The sequence below is a fragment of the Mesorhizobium sp. P160219 genome (assembly GCF_057786095.1).
Genome location: NZ_JBYNWG010000001.1, coordinates 4,309,103 through 4,327,350 on the forward strand (window position 1 = coordinate 4,309,103; position 18,248 = coordinate 4,327,350).

Genomic DNA, 18,248 nt, shown 5'->3' on the forward strand with positions numbered 1-18,248 from the left:
GGCCGCAGACCCCACTGTCTTTGTCACCAAAGCAGGAATGCCATGCGGCACATTTTGACGTCCTTTCTGGCCTTGCACTGGGCGCTGGTTTTCGCCCTGCTGGCGTTCATCTGTGTCGATGGAAACCGCGGCGTTGCGGGCGCTCTGGGCGTGCTCGGCGTCGTCGTGGAAAACACTCGTCTGGCCGATCTCGACAATGCTGCCGTCGTGGCGCCGCTGGCCATCGCCTTGCTGGTCGTGGCGGTGCTGTTTTGCTGGGTCTTCGTCGAGAGCCTGGTTAACGCCGCAGCGAGCCCGGACGAAGCCGACAGTGTGGCGCGGACCGCCTTCATTTCGGCATCCGCGGTGTTGTCGCTCATCCTGATCGGCGGCGCAGCGCGAGGCATCAACGGCCTGTTTTTGGTTGTCGCCGTGCAATTGGCGGCACTTCTGGCCTCCTATGTCGCCATGCTGGCCGAGCGGAGGTCGGTCTTCGCTGTCATGGTTTCTCGGGAGGCAGAGAGCCGCGCCACCGCCCATGCCATGGCCAAGGGTGCCGCGCACGGCTCCTTGCTATCGCGCATTTCCGGCCGTCCGGACATTGGTCCCAGCGGTCGCAGAGGCGGCTCCAGCCGCAGGGACGGTCACTGATGCGCACGCTGTTCGCATTGTGGGCCGCGCCACTCGCTCTGTTCTGGGGCTGGTTCTTCCTGTCGCTCAACGACATCAATTTCGGCTACGTCATGCTCAGCCGGCAGCTGCATGATTTCGTGTTTCAGCTCTACGGGCAGATGCTGGGCATCGATCCGGCGATCATTCCGGGCATGGTGGCAAGGGCCTGCATCTTCGACGGCTTCCTGCTGATGGCATTGTGGGCGTTTCGCCGCCGCCGCAACATCATGGCCTGGGTCAGGCGGCAGGCGGGGAATCCGGTTCCGTCCGATCGCGTGGGTCAAGCGACTGGAGCCGGTCCAGAACTCCCTGCAGAATAAAGGCCGCAGCCGCCGAATCGATCTTGCCGGCGCGCTTTCGGCGCGAGAAATCCATCTCGATCAGCGTCCGCTCCGCCGCCACCGTCGACAGCCGCTCGTCCCACAGCACAAAGGGCAGGTCGGTTATACCTGCCATGTTGCGCACGAAGGCGCGCGACTTCTGGGCGCGGGGACCTTCCGAACCGTCCATGTTGATGGGGAGACCGAGTACAAACGCGCCGACATTGTCCTTCTGCAGCTGGGCGAGCAGCGCTGCCGCATCCAGCGAAAACTTTTTGCGCAGGATGACCGCGCGCGGATGGGCGAAGGACAGGCCGCGGTCGGAAACGGCGACACCGATCGTCTTGTCGCCGAGGTCGAGCCCGGCCAGCGTCCTGCCGCCCTCCAGCCGTGCCGGCAGATCCTCGATTGCTATGATGCCCAACGGCTTTCCCCAACCAGTTTTACCGTGACCCAGTCTAACCGTGACCCAGACTTGCCGTCACAAAGAGCGCGACACGTTCTTTTGAACCGCGAGCACACTATGTCACTTTAATTTTGCTGCCGGCGTTCTATCTTCCGGCGCAACCAAAATCGAGGAACACGATCGATGAAATTGACCTGGTACGGACATTCCGCCTTCCGCGTCGAGACATCAGGCGCGAACATCCTGATCGACCCCTATCTCGTCGGCAACCCATCATGGACGAGCGGCTGGGAGGGGCCGGCGGAAGGCGTCACCCATGTGCTTCTGACCCACGGCCACAGTGATCATGTCAGCGGCGCGGTGGAGGTGCTGAAGAAGAGCGGCGCCCAGCTGGTCGCCAATTACGAGATCTGCATGTACCTGGTCGGCAAGGGCGTCGACGGCAAGAAGATCAATCCCGGCAATCATGGCGGCACCGTCGATTGCGGTGCCTTCACCACCACATTCGTGCAGGCACTGCATTCCTCGTCGTTTGGGCTCGATGGCGGCCAGAACGTCTACCTCGGCAATCCCAACGGGCTGGTCCTGCATTTCCCGGAGGACAAGACGCTCTACCATATGGGCGACACCGACATCTTCTCCGATATGGCGCTGATCGAGGAATTGCATGAGCCGAAGATCGGCCTCGTGCCGGTCGGCGACCGCTTCACCATGGGCGGCGCGGTGGCGGCCCTGGCCTGCCGGCGCTTCTTCCACTTCGACACCGTCGTGCCATGCCACTTCGGCACCTTCCCGATCATCGACGCGACGGCGGAGAAGTTCGTGGCCGGCCTCGAAGGATCAGGTGTCGACGTAGCCTTGCCAGCCATCGGCCAAACGATCACACTATAGAGCGATCGTTGAAACGATCCCTTGTCGCAAAGGGGAATTAAACCATGGGTTTGAGAGAGACTCTTTGCGTTTCGATGCTGGTCGCTGCGTCGCCCGCATCCGCCGCCGAGGACTTCATCAAGGGCGTTTACCTCCAGACCCAGGAGCTTTGCGCGCAAGCCAAAAAGGACACGCTGCAGACGCTGATTGACACCGGCAATGTCATCTTGTCGGCGGACGGCCTGCAAAGCGTCGAGTATAATTGCGAGTTCGTCCAGGTCACCAAGGCGACGCGCTCGCCGAGCTGGGCGGTCACTGCCATCTGCCAGGAGCCGGGCTTTCTCTTTCCCGATATACTGTCGATCACGCAGATGAACGCGACCCAAATCGACATCGTCTCGGTGCGCCCGACCGCCGACGAAGGCGAGCAGGCCGGCAATGGCGGCAGCTATTATCTGTGCGAGGGTGTATCGCTGCCCTAGGCTGAAATGCCGCCCTGGCATGAACGGGCTCTATCCCCAAGCACGATCGATGTTGCGCGGCACGCGCCACGCCGCTATAGCGCCATCTGGTTTTCCCAAAGGCTAAAGACATGTCCGTTGATCTGCAAACTGTGAAGCGCGTCGCGCGTCTCGCCCGCATTGCGGTGAGCGAGGAGGATGCCGAGCGCATGACCGGCGAGCTGAACGCCATTCTGGGCTTTGTCGAGCAGCTGAACGAGGTCGATGTCTCCGGCGTCGAACCGATGACATCGGTGACCCCGATGGAGATGAAGAAGCGCCAAGACATCGTCACCGACGGCAACAAGGCTGCCGATATCGTCGCCAACGCGCCGGCCACTGACGAGAATTTCTTCCTCGTGCCGAAGGTCGTGGAGTAGCTGGCCGATGGCAATCGAGATCGCCGTCGAAACGCCGCTGCAGGACGATGTCCGCGCTTTGGTCGAGGAGCTCAACGCGACGCTGCTCGAACTGACGCCGCCGGAGCATTGCTACCATCTGACGGTCGAGCAGATGGCTGGCGACGACACCACCGTGTTCATCGCCCGCGACGACGGGCAAGCCATCGGTTGCGGCGCGCTGAAGCGCCATGATGCCCGCGTCGGTGAGGTCAAGCGTATGTACACGCGGCCTTCGCATCGGGGCAGGAAGATCGGCGCCAAGATCGTCGAACATGTCGAAACGCTGGCGCGCAGCGAAGGGCTGAAGCGTCTGGTGCTGGAAACCGGCGACCGCCATCCCGCCGCCTGGACCGTCTATGAACGCGCCGGCTTCTCGCGCTGCGGGCCGGTGCTGGATTATCCCGATTCCGAGTGGTCGGTGTTTTACGAAAAGAGCCTTTGATGAGCGAACTGACCCATCTGACAATTTCGCAGGCGCGCGCCAAGCTGCGCGCCAAGGAGATTTCTGCCGTCGAAATCACCGAGGCCTATCTCGGTGCCATCGAGCGCGCCAATCCGGTGCTCAATGCCTACATCGTCGTCACCGGCGACAAGGCGCGCGATATGGCCAAAGCTTCCGACGCCAGGCTCGCCAAGGGCCAGGGCGGTGCGCTGGAAGGCATCCCGCTCGGCATCAAGGACCTGTTCGGCACCGAAGGTATCCACACCCAGGCCTGCAGCCATGTGCTGGACGGCTTCAAGCCGCGCTACGAATCGACCGTCACCGCCAATCTGTGGGCAGACGGCGCCGTCATGCTGGGCAAGCTTAACATGGACGAGTTCGCCATGGGCTCGTCCAACGAGACCTCCTATTACGGCCCTGTCGTCAATCCGTGGCGGCGTTCGCGCCTCGACACGGTGGTGATGCCGACCACGCATCAGGGCGATGGCGGTTTCGTTTCGGCCGGCGGCACCAAGACCGCGCGCACGCTGGACAATGCCCAACTGGTGCCCGGCGGCTCCTCGGGGGGCTCGGCTTCCGCCGTCTCGGCTTTCCTGTGCGCCGGCGCCACCGCCACCGACACCGGCGGCTCGATCCGCCAGCCAGCCGCCTTCACCGGCACCGTCGGCATCAAGCCGACCTATGGCCGCTGCTCGCGCTGGGGCATCGTCGCCTTCGCTTCGTCGCTCGATCAGGCCGGCCCGATCGCCCGGGACGTGCGCGATGCCGCGATCATGCTGAAGTCCATGGCCTCGGTCGACCCCAAGGACACCACTTCCGTCGACCGGCCGGTGCCGGATTACGAGGCGGCGATCGGCAAACCGATCAGGGGCATGAAGGTCGGCATTCCCCGGGAATACCGCGTCGACGGCATGCCGGAAGAGATCGAGGCGCTGTGGCAGAAGGGCATTGCCTGGCTCAGGGATGCCGGCGCCGAGATCGTCGACATCTCGCTGCCGCACACCAAATACGCTTTGCCGGCTTATTATATCGTTGCGCCCGCCGAAGCGTCATCCAATCTGGCGCGCTATGACGGCGTCCGCTACGGCCTGCGCGTGCCGGGCCAGGACATTGTCGACATGTACGAAAAGACCCGAGCCGCCGGGTTCGGTCGGGAGGTCAAGCGTCGCATCATGATCGGCACCTATGTGCTGTCGGCGGGCTATTACGATGCCTACTATCTGCAGGCGCAGAAGGTGCGCAATTTGATCAAGCGCGACTTCGAGACGGTTTTTGCCGACGGCGTCGACGTCATCCTGACGCCGGCGACGCCGTCGGCCGCCTTCGGCATCGCTGACGAGGACATGGCCGCCGATCCGGTGAAAATGTACCTCAACGACATTTTCACGGTGACCGTGAACATGGCCGGACTGCCGGGCATCGCCGTGCCTGCCGGCCTCGATGCCAAGGGCCTGCCGCTCGGCCTGCAGCTGATTGGCCGTCCCTTCGACGAGGAAACCCTGTTCCAGACAGCCGCCGTCATCGAGCAGGCGGCGGGAACCTTCCAGCCGGAGAAGTGGTGGTAGCATGCCGCCTCCGTCTCGCATTTCCATCGTCGAGACGGGAAACGAACTGCTGATCACGAACCCGCCACGCACCTCGGATTTCAGGACAGTCTTTGTCCTGATCGGGGCCGCGATCGTCGCCTACACCGGCTACATGGGATTGACGGATATGTCGTCCGCAACGCTCACCAGCGGCACGCTCGGCCTGCTGTCCTTCGTGGCGGTCATTGCCCTCTTCACCTATTTCCTGGGCAAGGATTTCATCTGGCGGGTGTTCGGCAGGGAAACCCTGCGGCTGACCGACACTGCAGCCGTGCGCTCGGTGAGGGGTTCCTTGCGAAATCGGTGGTCACTGCCTTTGAAAGGGCATCTTAGGGTCGAAATCCTCGACCATACCTATCCCACGGACGAAGTGGGACTGTCGGAAGTCATCAGCTTGACCAACGCGAACGGCGTCCTTGTTTTCGGCAGGGAGTTAAGCCGCCTCGAAGCGGAAGCGGTAGCGAGTGCGGTCGAGCACTTCACCGGCCGTCACAATTTGAGCTGGAGATAGGCAGGCAATGTTCTTCTATCTCTCCAAGGTATTCTGGTTCTTCGTCCAACCACTCAACCTGGCGATCTTCCTGCTGCTTGCCGGCTTGCTCGCGGCGCTGATCGGCCGCCGGCGATTGGCGGCGACGGGCAGTGTGTTCGCCTTCCTGATTCTGGCGCTGTCGGCCTGGACGTCGCTTGGCGCCATGATGCTCAATCCGCTCGAAGAGCGCTTCCCAAAGCCGCCGCTGCCGCGGAAGGTCGACGGCATTGTCGTGCTCGGCGGCGGCTTCGAGGGCGCCATCAACTTGGCGCGCGGCGGCTATGAGCTGAATTCCGGCGGCGACCGCATGGTCGAGGCGGCGATCCTTGCCCGGCGCTTTCCCGAGGCGAAAGTGGTTATCTCGGGCGGCACCGGTGAACTGTTCATCGATGGCGAGGGGGATGCGGCCACCGCGCCGCGGCTGCTCGGTGCGCTTGGCGTCGACGCCGATCGCCTGATGCTCGAGAGCAAATCCCGCAACACCTATGAGAATGCCGTCTTCACCAAGGAACTGGTAACGCCGAAATCGGGCGAAACCTGGCTGCTGGTGACCTCCGCCTTCCACATGCCGCGCGCCAAGGCGCTGTTCGACAAGGCCGGCTTTCACACGGTCCCGTGGCCGGTCGACTATCGCACCTCGGGCAAGGAAGGCTTTGGCCTGTTTCGCGACAACGCACCCGATTCGCTGCAGACCACGACCGTGGCGATCCGCGAGTGGATCGGGCTCGCCGCCTATTGGCTGTCGGGCCGGATCGACCAGCTTTTCCCCGGCCCGGGCGGCTGACCGATCACGGCTTGCCTTGCGGCGGAAAAGAACTGACGCCGCACCAGCACTGCCAGTAGCAGCAGCGTCGACAGCACGAACACGATCGGGTCGACGAACCAGCCGAGATAGCCGATCGAGAAGAACACCGCGCGCAGGCCTGAATTGAAATGCTTGCCGGCCAGCATGTTCATGCGCGCCGCGCGCCACACCGCCGTTTCGCTGACCGGGTTGCGTGACGCCTCGCCATAGGGGATCGGCACCGCGCCGATCAGGATCGTGCAGTAGTTGAAGAGACGGTAGGCCCAGCCGAACTTGAAGAAGGCGAAGGCCAGGATCAGCACCAGGCCAAAGACCTTGATCTGAAAGGCGGAGCGCGATGAGGTCGCGTTCAACGGCAGGTCGTTCAGCACGGCAAGGACCTGATCCGAGGCGCCAAGCAGCGCGAAACAGCCACCGAGCGCAATCAGCGAACTGGAGGCGAAAAAGGCGGTGCCTTGCTGCAGGCCGCTCATGATGGCGGTGTCGACGATGCGGATTTCGCGCTCGGCCATGGTGCGCATCCAGGCCTCGCGCTGCACGTTCATGGCCATCGTCAACGACACCCGGCTGACCAGTCTGCCGTCGGACGCCAGCGTATGCAGCAACCATGCGAGCAGGAAGAAAGCCAGCGCCGCCAGATCAGCCGTCGACAGATGGAAGGAATCGCCCATGCCGCCTTTTACCACAGGCAAAGCGGTCAGTTCGATGCTCCAATGCATGCGCCCAGAGGTGAGCTGCGGTTCTGGGACAACGACATGCATTGAAACAAGAACTTAAAGCGCGTCGCATGAATCCGTTTCAGCGCGACACGCTTTCAGCCGGTGATGTCGCTGCCGGAGCAAACAAGGTCGGCAGGTGCAGCGCCGCAATCCGCAAAACAGCACAAACATCATGGAAAGTCCTATATGTAGGTCTTGATCCCATTCCCGGAGACGGCGCAGCGTGTTTCTTTCGGTTTTCGACCTGTTCAAGATCGGCGTCGGACCGTCGAGTTCGCACACGATGGGACCGATGACAGCGGCGCGGCGGTTTCTCGACGAGATCGCCGGAGACGACTGGCCGCGCCCGGCCGGCGCGAAAGTTGATCGTCTGGGCGCCAGCCTGCACGGTTCGCTCGCCTATACCGGTATCGGCCATGGCTCGGATCGCGCCGTTGTCCTCGGCCTTGCTGGCCTGACACCGCAGACGGTCGATCCCGATCAGGCCGAAGGCATCGCCACGCGCATCGCCGCCGAGAAGCGGATATCGCCACACGGCCATCCCTCCTATCGCTTCGACCCGGCGACGGATCTGGTGCTCGACCGCAAGACGCCGCTCACCGGCCACGCCAACGGCATGGCTTTCTACGCTTACGATGCCGGCGACCGGCTGCTGCTCAAGCGCATCTATTATTCCATCGGCGGCGGCTTCGTGGTGTCCGAGGAAGAGCTGCAGCGGATGAAGGTCAAGGGCTCGGTGACCACAGAAGGCAAGAAGGTGCCCTATCCCTTCAAGAACGCCGTCGAGATGCTGAAGATGGCAGGCAAAAGCGGCCTGTCTATCGCCGACATGAAGCGCGTCAATGAAGAGACGCATATGTCGCGCGAGGAGCTCGACAGCGGCCTTGATGCGATCTGGGGCGCCATGAAGGGCTGCATCGACCGCGGCCTGTCGCAGGACGGCATCATGCCGGGCGGGCTGAGAGTGCGCCGTCGTGCCCGCATGCTGCACGACAAGCTGCAGGAGCAATGGCAGCAGAACAAGCCCAACCCTTTGCTGGCCAATGACTGGCTGTCGATCTACGCCATGGCGGTGAACGAAGAGAACGCGGCCGGTGGACGCGTCGTCACCGCGCCCACCAATGGCGCGGCCGGCACATTGCCGGCGGTGCTGCGTTACTGGCTGCATTTCCACCCCGAGGCTGACCAGCCGAGCATCCGCGACTTCCTGCTCACGGCCGCCGCCGTCGGCGGCATCATCAAGACCAATGCCTCGATCTCCGGCGCCGAAGTCGGCTGCCAGGGCGAGGTCGGCTCGGCCTCGGCGATGGCTGCCGCGGGTCTCTGCGCCGTCATGGGCGGCACGCCCGAGCAGGTCGAGAACGCCGCCGAAATCGCGCTCGAACATCATCTCGGCATGACTTGCGATCCAGTCGGCGGTCTGGTCCAAGTGCCTTGCATCGAGCGCAACGCGCTCGGCGCCGTCAAGGCGGTCACCGCCGCCTCTCTGGCGATCAAAGGCGACGGCGTCCATTTCGTGCCGCTCGACGCCGCGATCGAAACAATGCGCCAGACGGGCCTCGACATGAACGAGAAGTACAAGGAAACCAGCCTTGGCGGGCTCGCCGTCAATGTCGTGGAATGCTGACCGCGCAACGCCACTGGCACTGTGGAGAAGTCGGGCAGGGCCGTTGACGCAATCGCGCGCCGGACTAAACCTTAAGCGATGGCACTCAATCTCCTAAAACTGTGCGTCGGTTGCGACAGCGTCGAGGACCTCGAAGAATGGATCGCCTTTCGCGTCGATGAGCGCCGCCGCGCCGGCGAACCCGCCGAGCACTGGCACACCACCCGCATGGTGCCGGCGCGCGGCGCCGAGGTGACCGATGGCGGTTCGCTTTATTGGGTGATCAAGGGCAGCGTGCAATGCCGCCAGCTGATCACTGATATCAGGCCCTTCACCGACGACGAAGGCATCGGCCGTTGCCGCCTGATGCTCGACCTCGACGTCGTGCGCACCGACTGGCAGCCGCGCCGCGCCTTCCAGGGCTGGCGTTATCTCAAACCTTCGGATGCGCCCGCAGATATCGGCAAGGGCAAGGCCGGAATGGTCGAGATGCCGCCGAAACTGAAGCGCGAGCTCGCCGATCTGGGCTTGCTGTAGAGCCAAGGGCGCGGCCGCTTCTCCCAGAGCGTCGAGCGCTGGCCCTTCATCTTGTCCAAGGCTGGACTTGCAAGGGAGCCGACAACGCCACATCTTGCTTCTTATGAGCGACAAGAAGCAGCGCGTGCCCGCAAGGGCCGATCCTGCGCCGGTCAAGCCTCAATCCAATGCCGGCGAGATCGACGCCTTCATCCGTCAGGCCCGGACGCTTGTCGCGACCGGCACGGGCCGGCTGATCCTTGCCCTCGACGCAACGATGAGCCGCCAGCCGACCTGGGATCTCGCCATCAAGCTGCAGGGCGAAATGTTCGACGCCGTCGGCAAGGCCGGCACCCTCAGCGTCCAACTGGCCTATTTTCGCGGGTTGGGCGAGTGCCGCTCGTCGGCTTTTGTCGCCGACACCAATGCCCTGAAGCAGCTGATGACGCGGATCGACTGCCGTGCCGGCCACACCCAGATCGGCAAGGTGCTGGCGCATGCGCTGAAGGAAACGGCGGCGGCCAAGGTCAATGCTCTGGTCTATATCGGCGACGCCATGGAAGAGGATATCGACGACCTGGCGCAGAAGGCCGGCAGCCTCGGTCTGCACGGCGTTCCCGTCTTCGTCTTCCAGGAAGGCCATGATCCCGGCGCAGAAAAGGCGTTCAAGGAGATTGCGCGGCTGTCCAAAGGGGCTTGGTTCCGATTTGATCGGCGGGCTGCCGCGACCTTGGCCGGGCTGCTTTCGGCGGTTGCCGTCTATGCGACGGGTGGATTGAAGGCGCTCGAGGCAAGGGACAGGCCGGGAGACCGGCTGCTGATCGAGCATCTCAGGGGCGGCGGGAATTGATGGGCGCTATCATTGCACTTGTTGCACTGTTTCTGGTGCTGCTCGGCGCGGCGACGATCTTTGTCCGCGCCGATGCGCAAAAACTGGCAAGCGGCATGCGCACGCTCGGGCCGGTGCTTCTGGCGCTGGTCGGGCTCGCCGTGCTGGTGGTCGGGCGCGAAGGCATTGCCGGCCTCATTCTGGCCGCGGCCCTTGCCTGGTACGGTTCGATGCGAATGAAGCGGCCGTCGGTCGGGCCGGCGCCCGGCAAGCGCTCGACGGTGCGGACCGCCGCACTGGAAATGGAGCTTGATCACGATACGGGCGGGCTTGAAGGCCTGGTTCTGGCCGGCCGCCATGAAGGCAAGATGCTGGGCGCGATGGGCCTGGCCGAGCTGCAGCAGCTTTACCGCGAACTCCCCGGCGACCCGGAGAGCCGCCAGCTCCTAGAGACGTATCTTGACGGCCGTTTTCCCGTCTGGCGCAAAGACGCTGAGGCGAACGGTGGCGAAGGGCTGGGTGTTGCGCCATGTGCGGGCGCCATGACTAAGGAGGAGGCCTACAAGATCCTTGGTCTTGAAGCGGGGGCCGCCGCGGCGGATGTCCGCAAGGCGCACCGCCGCCTGATGCAGCGCCTGCACCCCGACATCGGCGGCACGTCTTTCCTGGCGGCGCGGATCAACGAAGCCAAGGACGTCTTGCTCTCCAATCACAACTAGTCTCCTTCGACGCAGTAAATTTCCGGGAGATGGTTCCGACGCCGCCCTACTGTTGGACGGCGTAGCAGGCGATTTTCTTTTTCTTCAGGGCATTGCAGGCATTCCAGGCCGCGTCCTTCGAGCGGAAGCCGCCGAACCGGGCGCGGTAATAGGTCTCGCCATCCTTTTCGAAGGCGACGGTGAAACCGGAAGCAGCCCCAAGAACTTTGGGCGCCAGCTTGGCGGTCTTGTCGAGGAAAGCCTGGGCTTCGGACTGCTTGGGCGACGACGCCACCTGCACCGCCCAACCAGCCGGCACCGAGGCCGTGTTGACCGGGTCGACCGCCTGTGGGGATACAGGCGTGGGTTCGGCATAGGCAGCCACAATCTGCGCAGTTTCGACCTTCGGCGCCGTCACGATGACGGTCTTGACCTTCCTGGTCTTGACGACGGGGGCGGGCTCTTCGACCGCGGCCACCGTCTGTTCGTCGGCAGACTGGCCTTCAGCAGACTGCTCGTCAGCGGATGTCGGATCGTCATTGGACGCTACGGGATCGTCTTCAACGATCGGCTTGCCATCCGGCGTCGGCGCGTCATGCTTGGGCAGGAAGACCTTGGCCAGCGCCTTGACCGGATTGTCACCGCCGGCCTTGGCGACCAGGGCGCCGCCGCCGCGGGTCGATGCGCGCGGCATGTAGGCGTTGATCAGGCCGGCCATCTGGTTGTCGCGGCTGCGCCCCGAAGTGCCGCCCATGACGACGGCGACGAGGCGGCGGTTGCCATCCGAAACCGACGAGACGAGGTTGAAGCCGGAGGCGCGGGTATAGCCGGTCTTGATGCCGTCGACGCCCTTGATGCGGCCGAGCAGACGGTTGTGGCCATTGATGCGCTGGCGGCCGTAAAGGAAGGAGCGCTGCGAGAAATAGCCGTAATACTGCGGAAAATGTTCCCTGAGCGCTATGCCGAGCATCGCCATGTCGTGGGCGGTTGTGAACTGGCCGGGATCGGGCAGGCCGTTGGCATTGCGAAACACGGTGCCGTCCATGCCGAGCGCGCGCGCCTTGGCGGTCATCATGCGGGCGAAATTGCTTTCGCTGCCGCCAAGCAGTTCGCCGAGCGCGGTCGCCGAATCATTGGCCGACTTGGTCACCATCGACAGGATGGCGGTCTCGACCGAAACCGCTCCGCCCGCCTTGACGCCGAGCTTGGTCGGCGGTTCGGCCGCCGCTTTGGCCGAGAACGGCACGGGCGTGTTCCTGCTGATCCGGCCCTTCGCCATGGCCTCGAAGGTCAGATAGAGCGTCATCATCTTGGTCAGCGACGCCGGGTAGCGCCGGCCGTTGGCATCGGACGAATAAAGCACCTTGCCGGTCTTGGCGTCGACGACGATCGCCGAAGACCTGGCGGCCATCGAGGACGCGGCATCCGCAACGACAAATGACATCGCCAAAGCGAGGATCATGATCGTTTTGAGGGAAGATGCGGATTTTGAACCGAAGACCGACAACGCCTGACGCACTGATAGTTCCTTTGAAACTCATTGCCCTGGAGGCGGCAAAGGGATCCGACCTCACTTGTCGTCAAACTATCGCAGCCAGCGTTACCAATCCGTTTATGGTAACCGGCGCGTTCACCATTTTACTCGGGCTTGAGTCTTTCTTTATTCGAATTTGAGCTGTTGCCGGCGCAGCGCGGCCTGATGCCGCTGAAATCTTGACTTTTGTGCAGCGCACAATATATTCTCGTGCATTGCACAACCGCGCTCAGGCAAGGGCGCTTCAAAACGCCAAGGGAAACGTCAAATGACCCAGACCTACGAGGACTTCTCGAAATACGGCAAGGAGTTTGCCGATACCGGATTGAAGAGCTTCACCTCGCTCTCCAAGGGCGCGCAGGCGATCGCCACTGAAGCTGGCGAATACACCAAGAAGAGCTTCGAAGCCGGCAGCGCCGCGGTCGAAAAGCTGTTCTCCGCCAAGTCGCTGGAAAAGGCGGTCGAGATCCAGTCCGACTTCGCCAAGCAGAGCTATGAGAGCTTCGTTGCCGAGGCGACCAAGTTCGGCGATCTCTATGCCGATCTCGCCAAGGAGGCTTACAAGCCCTTCGAATCGATTGTCGCCAAGGCGAAGTAATTTCGCTCGAGAATACCAGGCACGGCCTTTCGGGCTTGCAAAACAGACCCGGTCGCGGATGCGCGGCCGGGTTTTTTCATGCCGGTTTCAATTCCGGGGCTTTGGCGGTTCACGATTTTGAAAATCGCCTCGGTTTGCCCACCTAGCCATATTGTCAGCTAACAAGAAGGGCTTAAAATCGTCCATCGAACACCTACATATCGAACTCGCCATGGGGATTCGAAAGAGGCAGGATTACGTGACTTCAGGTTTGACTGCCACAACAAGCGTGGTGCGGATGCAAAGTGACGGCGACGGCAATGAGGCCGGTCGCGGCACAGCCGTCATTACGCGCACGAAGACCAAGACCAAGAAGCCCAGCCTTTACAGGGTCCTCATCCTCAACGACGACTATACGCCCATGGAGTTCGTGGTTCACGTCCTGGAGCGTTTTTTTCAAAAGGACCGCGAAGCCGCCACACGCATCATGCTTCATGTTCACAATCATGGGGTGGGCGAGTGCGGGGTCTATACATTCGAGGTGGCCGAGACCAAAGTGTCTCAGGTCATGGATTTCGCCCGACAGAATCAGCATCCGCTGCAATGCGTGATGGAGAAGAAGTGAGGTAACATGCCGGCTTTCTCCCAAGGCCTGGAAAAGGCGCTTCACCAGGCGCTGACGCTCGCCAATGAGCGGCACCATGAATATGCAACCCTAGAACATCTGCTGCTCGCCCTCATCGACGACACCGAGGCGGCCGCCGTTATGCGCGCCTGCAACGTCGATCTGGACGAGCTGAAGCACACCGTTCTGACCTATATCGACACCGAACTCGACAATCTGGTCACCGGTTACGATGAGGATTCCAAGCCGACCGCCGGCTTCCAGCGCGTCATCCAGCGCGCCGTGATCCATGTACAGTCATCCGGCCGCGAGGAAGTGTCCGGCGCCAACGTGCTCGTCGCCATCTTTGCCGAGCGCGAGAGCCATGCCGCTTATTTCCTGCAGGAACAGCAGATGACCCGCTACGACGCGGTCAACTACATCTCGCACGGCATCGCCAAGCGCCCCGGCGCATCGGAGACGCGCTCGCCGCGCGGCGCCGATGACGAGCAGGGCGGCCCGAATGGCGCCGAGCCGCAGGAGGAAGGCGGCAAGAAGAAGCAGCAGCAGGATGCGCTGACGGCTTATTGCGTCAACCTCAACAACAAGGCCAAGGCCGGCAAGATCGATCCGCTGATCGGCCGCGAGAGCGAAATCAACCGCACCATCCAGGTGCTGTGCCGCCGTTCCAAGAACAACCCGCTCTATGTCGGCGATCCCGGCGTTGGCAAGACGGCGATTGCCGAAGGCCTGGCCAAGCGCATCGTTGAAGGCGATGTGCCCGAAGTGCTGCAGGACGCCACCATCTTCGCGCTCGACATGGGCACGCTGTTGGCCGGCACGCGCTATCGCGGCGATTTCGAAGAGCGGCTGAAGCAGGTCGTCAAGGAGCTCGAGGATTATCCCGGCGCCGTGCTGTTCATCGACGAGATCCACACGGTGATCGGGGCCGGCGCCACGTCAGGCGGCGCGATGGATGCGTCGAACCTGTTGAAGCCGGCGCTGTCTTCGGGTGCCATCCGCTGCATCGGCTCGACCACTTACAAGGAGTTCCGCCAGTTCTTCGAGAAGGACCGCGCTCTGGTGCGGCGCTTCCAGAAGATCGACGTCAACGAGCCGACCATCGAGGACGCCATCGAGATCATGAAGGGCCTCAAGCCCTATTATGAGGAATTCCACAAGGTGAAGTTCACCAACGAGGCGATCAAGGCTTCGGTGGAACTGTCGGCCCGCTACATCAACGACCGCAAGCTGCCGGACAAGGCGATCGACGTGATCGACGAGACCGGCGCCTCGCAGATGCTGGTGCCGGAAGCCAAGCGCAAGAAGACGATCGGCATCAAGGAGATCGAAGCCACGATCGCCACGATGGCCCGCATCCCGCCGAAGACGGTTTCGGCAGACGACGAGAAGGTGCTGCAAGGCCTCGACATCGAGCTGAAGCGCGTCGTCTATGGCCAGGACACCGCCATCACCGCGCTGACCTCGGCGATCAAGCTGGCGCGTGCCGGCCTGCGCGAACCGGAAAAGCCGATCGGCTCCTACCTGTTCTCAGGCCCGACCGGCGTCGGCAAGACCGAAGTCGCCAAGCAGTTGGCTGCCTCGCTCGGCGTCGAGCTGATCCGCTTCGACATGTCGGAATATATGGAACGCCACACCGTCTCGCGGTTGATCGGCGCGCCTCCCGGCTATGTCGGCTTCGACCAGGGCGGTCTGCTCACCGACGGGGTCGACCAGCATCCGCACTGCGTGCTCTTGCTGGATGAAGTTGAGAAGGCGCATCCGGACCTGTTCAACATCCTGTTGCAGGTCATGGACCACGGCAAGCTGACCGACCACAACGGCAAGCAGATCGACTTCCGCAATGTCATCCTTATCATGACCACCAATGCGGGCGCATCCGATGCGCAGCGCGCGGCGATCGGTTTCGGATCGACCAAGCGCGAAGGCGACGATGTCGAGGCCATCAACCGGTTGTTCACGCCGGAGTTCCGCAACCGTCTCGATGCGATCATCCCGTTCGGCTCGCTGCCGGTGCCGGTCATCCATCAGGTGGTGCAGAAGTTCGTCATGCAGCTCGAGGCCCAGCTCTCCGAGCGGGGCGTCACCTTCGACCTGTCGCCGGACGCGATCGCCTGGCTGGCCGACAAGGGCTACGATGAACGCATGGGTGCGCGGCCGCTCGGCCGGGTCATCCAGGAGCACATCAAGAAGCCGTTGGCCGACGAGGTGCTGTTCGGCAAGCTCAAGAAGGGCGGCACGGTGCGCGTCACCGTCGAGAAGAAGGAAACCGGCGAAACCGGCCTGAAGCTCGAATCACTGGCCGACGAAGCCCCGGTGCAGCCGAAGCAGGAGCCGGAAGAGACGCCGAAAGCCCGCAAGGCAGTGGCCAAGAAGCCCGTCGCCAAGAAGGCGGTGGCGCAGAAGCCTCAGCCCAAGGGCAAGGACGAGCCTGAGCCCAAGGGCAAGGATGGCGGCAAGCGCAGCCTGGTGCCGCAACTGCCGCGCAAGAGCTGAAAGGTTCGCCTATGAAGGGCCCGGTGACGGGCCCTTTTTTCATTGGCTGGCCGGTTTGCCGACACAGCGCCCCTGCTTTTCAGGGCAGATGTTGTTAGGTCAGGCGGCGACGCCCTCGGGTGCAAACTTGCCCAGGAAGTACCCGCACGCCTTCCAGATGGCGATCGAGATCAGAACGCTCGCATAGCCATCCACGGCGCGGCAGCTGCTTCTACCAACGGCTCTGATGTCGCAACCGAATGTTCCACGATTTTGAAAACCCAAACGCATCCCGGTACGGCGCGCGTTATCACGGGTGGTTTGATATTTCCCTAACCGACGTAATGGATTGTGGCTGAGCTCATCGCCTTGAGGCGCACGCCACCTCAACCGTTCAGCGCTGCCCGGATCCTGGCCGCGTTCTCAGTCAGCACTTCGGGCTTCTCCATCTGTCCCGTATGCGGCTTGAGCGCGATGCCTTCGAACCGCGGGATGACATGGACATGCAGGTGGTAGACGGTCTGGCCAGACGCCGGTTCGTTGAACTGCAGGATGGTGACCCCGTCAGCGCCGAAAGCCTTTTTGACCGCCAGCGCCACCTTCTGGACCGTGGTGAACAGCCGGCCGAGCGTCGCCGGATCGGCATCGAGCAGATTGCGCGACGGTGCTTTGGGCACCACCAGCGTGTGACCGGGGCCTTGCGGCATCACATCCATGAAGGCGACCACGGCATCATCCTCGTAGACGCGGTGCGACGGGATTTCGCCGCGCAGGATCTTCGCGAAGATATTGCTGGGGTCGTAAGCCTCGGTCATGGCGGCGCTCCGGGAGTATGCTCCCGGTGTAGCGAAGCTGTCCCGGACCGGCAAGATGGTCCGGCGATATCGACAGGCGAGGGCAGGGCGGATCGCTATTCCTCAAGATCCTTGCGGAACGGCGTATGCTCTTCCAGAATTTCGCCCATCCGCTCGACCTCGCGCCGCTCACGCCGGAGATAATCGGCCACAGCATTGCGCAGGCCGGGATGTGCGATGTAGTGCGCCGAATGCATGGTCACGGGACGATAGCCGCGCGCCAGCTTGTGCTCACCCTGCGCGCCGGCCTCGACCACCTTCAGCTTACGCTCGATGGCGAAGTCGATGGCCTGATGGTAGCAAACTTCGAAATGCAGGAACGGGTGGTCCTCGATGCAGCCCCAATTGCGGCCGTAGAGCGCATCGGAGCCGATGAAGTTGATGGCGCCGGCGACATAGCGGCCATTGCGCTTGGCCATTACCAACAGGATATCCTGGGACATGCGCTCGCCGATCAGCGAGAAGAACTTGCGGTTGAGATAAGGCCGGCCCCATTTGCGGCTGCCGGTGTCCATATAGAAGGCGAAGAAATCGTCCCAGGCCCTTTCGGTCAGGTCCTTGCCGGTCAGCCGGTCGATCGAGATATCGTTGGCGAGCGCCTCGCGCCGCTCCTTCTTCATCGCCTTGCGCTTGCGCGATGCCAGCGTAGCGAGGAAATCGTCATAGGTCGAAAAGCCTTCGTTGAAGAAGTGGAACTGCTGGTCGGTGCGGTGCAGGAAGCCGGCTGCTTCCAGCGTTGCAACGTCGCTTTCACTGGCGAAGGTGACATGCGCGGAGGACACGCCGAGCTTTTCCGTCACCGCCTTCAGGCCCGCTGCGAGACCGGCCTTCACAATGGCGCTGTCCTCGCCCTTGCTGACCAGCAGGCGAGGGCCGGTGACCGGAGAGAACGGCACGGCGCATTGCAGTTTCGGATAGTAGTTGCCGCCGGCGCGTTCGAACGCATCGGACCAGCCGTGGTCGAAGACATATTCGCCCTGGCTGTGCGATTTGAGATAGCAGGGCACGGCGCCCAGCAATCTGCCTTGGGCATTTTCCAGTCTGAGATGATGACCTTGCCAGCCGGTACGCCGCACGGCGCAGCCGGAATCTTCAAGCGCGCTCAGAAAAGCATATGAAACGAGAGGGTTATAGCCATTTTCTGTGTCGCTGCGGGTTGTGCCGGTAAAGCCGTTCCACTCGTCGCAGGTGAAGGCATTGATGCCGGCGGCGACGCGGATGGAAAACTCCGCATTCGCCGTTTGCCCGTCGCCTTCATCACCCTGATCCATGGGGCTTATTTAAGCTCTGTCGGGGCCGCTA

The 18,248-nt window shown here is 62.7% G+C and carries 21 protein-coding genes; 16 read left to right on the plus strand and 5 right to left on the minus strand.

Features of this window, described 5'->3' with window-relative positions:
• Positions 1-42: 42 nt before the first annotated feature.
• Positions 43-630 (plus strand): hypothetical protein, encoded by a 588-nt coding sequence (locus AC3EMP_RS20850; protein WP_023726664.1) that lies wholly within the window; start codon positions 43-45, stop codon positions 628-630.
• The gene (locus AC3EMP_RS20855; protein ID WP_023670995.1) at positions 630-971 is read left to right on the plus strand and encodes a DUF6105 family protein; all 342 of its coding nucleotides are present in this window, start codon (positions 630-632) and stop codon (positions 969-971) included. The genes AC3EMP_RS20850 and AC3EMP_RS20855 overlap by 1 nt, the downstream gene beginning before the upstream one ends.
• On the opposite strand, the gene ruvX is transcribed toward AC3EMP_RS20855, so the two are convergent.
• On the minus strand, positions 889-1,395 hold the full coding sequence (ruvX, locus tag AC3EMP_RS20860) for a Holliday junction resolvase RuvX (protein ID WP_023688595.1): 507 nt from the start codon (positions 1,393-1,395) through the stop codon (positions 889-891). The genes AC3EMP_RS20855 and ruvX overlap by 83 nt on opposite strands.
• 165 nt (positions 1,396-1,560) lie before the next feature.
• Between ruvX and AC3EMP_RS20865 the strand changes: the two genes are divergently transcribed.
• The 7 genes from AC3EMP_RS20865 to AC3EMP_RS20895 all read left to right on the plus strand — a co-directional run bounded on the left by AC3EMP_RS20865 (position 1,561) and on the right by AC3EMP_RS20895 (position 6,492).
• Positions 1,561-2,268, plus strand: coding sequence for a metal-dependent hydrolase (locus tag AC3EMP_RS20865; protein WP_023670997.1), 708 nt, complete (start codon positions 1,561-1,563; stop codon positions 2,266-2,268).
• 44 nt (positions 2,269-2,312) lie between these two features.
• Positions 2,313-2,729, plus strand: a complete 417-nt coding sequence (locus AC3EMP_RS20870) for a hypothetical protein (RefSeq protein ID WP_023670998.1) — start codon at positions 2,313-2,315, stop codon at positions 2,727-2,729.
• A gap of 110 nt (positions 2,730-2,839) precedes the next feature.
• The gene (gene gatC / locus AC3EMP_RS20875; RefSeq protein ID WP_023670999.1) at positions 2,840-3,127 is read left to right on the plus strand and encodes an Asp-tRNA(Asn)/Glu-tRNA(Gln) amidotransferase subunit GatC; all 288 of its coding nucleotides are present in this window, start codon (positions 2,840-2,842) and stop codon (positions 3,125-3,127) included.
• Positions 3,128-3,134: 7 nt separating this feature from the next.
• Positions 3,135-3,590 carry a GNAT family N-acetyltransferase gene (locus AC3EMP_RS20880; RefSeq protein WP_023726661.1) on the plus strand — a complete coding sequence of 152 codons (456 nt, stop codon included), beginning with the start codon at positions 3,135-3,137 and terminating at the stop codon, positions 3,588-3,590.
• Positions 3,590-5,155: an amidase gene (locus AC3EMP_RS20885; protein ID WP_023693429.1), complete on the plus strand. Its 1,566-nt coding sequence runs from the start codon at positions 3,590-3,592 to the stop codon at positions 5,153-5,155. The genes AC3EMP_RS20880 and AC3EMP_RS20885 overlap by 1 nt, the downstream gene beginning before the upstream one ends.
• A gap of 1 nt (position 5,156) precedes the next feature.
• Positions 5,157-5,687 carry a hypothetical protein gene (locus AC3EMP_RS20890; RefSeq protein ID WP_023671002.1) on the plus strand — a complete coding sequence of 177 codons (531 nt, stop codon included), beginning with the start codon at positions 5,157-5,159 and terminating at the stop codon, positions 5,685-5,687.
• A 7-nt stretch (positions 5,688-5,694) separates the two neighbouring features.
• Positions 5,695-6,492 carry a YdcF family protein gene (locus AC3EMP_RS20895; RefSeq protein ID WP_023671003.1) on the plus strand — a complete coding sequence of 266 codons (798 nt, stop codon included), beginning with the start codon at positions 5,695-5,697 and terminating at the stop codon, positions 6,490-6,492.
• On the opposite strand, the gene AC3EMP_RS20900 is transcribed toward AC3EMP_RS20895, so the two are convergent.
• Positions 6,441-7,184: a DUF599 domain-containing protein gene (locus tag AC3EMP_RS20900; RefSeq protein ID WP_023671004.1), complete on the minus strand. Its 744-nt coding sequence runs from the start codon at positions 7,182-7,184 to the stop codon at positions 6,441-6,443. The genes AC3EMP_RS20895 and AC3EMP_RS20900 overlap by 52 nt on opposite strands.
• Positions 7,185-7,455: 271 nt before the next feature.
• On the opposite strand from AC3EMP_RS20900, the gene AC3EMP_RS20905 reads away from it, so the two are divergent.
• The 4 genes from AC3EMP_RS20905 to AC3EMP_RS20920 all read left to right on the plus strand — a co-directional run bounded on the left by AC3EMP_RS20905 (position 7,456) and on the right by AC3EMP_RS20920 (position 10,902).
• Positions 7,456-8,859, plus strand: coding sequence for an L-serine ammonia-lyase (locus AC3EMP_RS20905; RefSeq protein ID WP_352711943.1), 1,404 nt, complete (start codon positions 7,456-7,458; stop codon positions 8,857-8,859).
• Positions 8,860-8,937: 78 nt separating this feature from the next.
• Complete coding sequence (locus tag AC3EMP_RS20910) at positions 8,938-9,375, plus strand: DUF1489 family protein (protein ID WP_023815779.1); 438 nt, start codon at positions 8,938-8,940, stop codon at positions 9,373-9,375.
• Between the two features lie 103 nt (positions 9,376-9,478).
• Complete coding sequence (locus AC3EMP_RS20915) at positions 9,479-10,204, plus strand: hypothetical protein (RefSeq protein ID WP_023693433.1); 726 nt, start codon at positions 9,479-9,481, stop codon at positions 10,202-10,204.
• Positions 10,204-10,902, plus strand: a complete 699-nt coding sequence (locus AC3EMP_RS20920) for a DnaJ domain-containing protein (RefSeq protein WP_352711942.1) — start codon at positions 10,204-10,206, stop codon at positions 10,900-10,902. Before AC3EMP_RS20915 ends, AC3EMP_RS20920 begins: the two co-directional genes overlap by 1 nt.
• A 46-nt stretch (positions 10,903-10,948) precedes the next feature.
• On the opposite strand, the gene AC3EMP_RS20925 is transcribed toward AC3EMP_RS20920, so the two are convergent.
• Complete coding sequence (locus AC3EMP_RS20925) at positions 10,949-12,343, minus strand: SPOR domain-containing protein (protein ID WP_488494665.1); 1,395 nt, start codon at positions 12,341-12,343, stop codon at positions 10,949-10,951.
• 340 nt (positions 12,344-12,683) lie between these two features.
• Here AC3EMP_RS20925 and AC3EMP_RS20930 point away from each other — a divergent pair, with 340 nt between their 5' ends.
• From AC3EMP_RS20930 to clpA, 3 genes are all read left to right on the plus strand, one after another.
• Positions 12,684-13,013 carry a phasin family protein gene (locus AC3EMP_RS20930; RefSeq protein WP_023671011.1) on the plus strand — a complete coding sequence of 110 codons (330 nt, stop codon included), beginning with the start codon at positions 12,684-12,686 and terminating at the stop codon, positions 13,011-13,013.
• Positions 13,014-13,290: 277 nt separating this feature from the next.
• Complete coding sequence (gene clpS / locus AC3EMP_RS20935; RefSeq protein WP_023671012.1) at positions 13,291-13,617, plus strand: ATP-dependent Clp protease adapter ClpS; 327 nt, start codon at positions 13,291-13,293, stop codon at positions 13,615-13,617.
• Positions 13,618-13,623: 6 nt separating this feature from the next.
• The gene (gene clpA, locus AC3EMP_RS20940) at positions 13,624-16,113 is read left to right on the plus strand and encodes an ATP-dependent Clp protease ATP-binding subunit ClpA (protein ID WP_023693436.1); all 2,490 of its coding nucleotides are present in this window, start codon (positions 13,624-13,626) and stop codon (positions 16,111-16,113) included.
• A gap of 365 nt (positions 16,114-16,478) precedes the next feature.
• Here the strand turns inward: clpA and AC3EMP_RS20945 are convergent, their stop codons facing one another.
• Together AC3EMP_RS20945 and AC3EMP_RS20950 are read right to left on the minus strand one after the other, a co-directional pair.
• The gene (locus AC3EMP_RS20945; protein WP_023693438.1) at positions 16,479-16,907 is read right to left on the minus strand and encodes an HIT family protein; all 429 of its coding nucleotides are present in this window, start codon (positions 16,905-16,907) and stop codon (positions 16,479-16,481) included.
• A gap of 95 nt (positions 16,908-17,002) precedes the next feature.
• Entirely contained in the window at positions 17,003-18,217 is a 1,215-nt protein-coding gene (locus AC3EMP_RS20950; protein ID WP_023693439.1) for a GNAT family N-acetyltransferase, read from the minus strand.
• Positions 18,218-18,248: the final 31 nt, after the last annotated feature.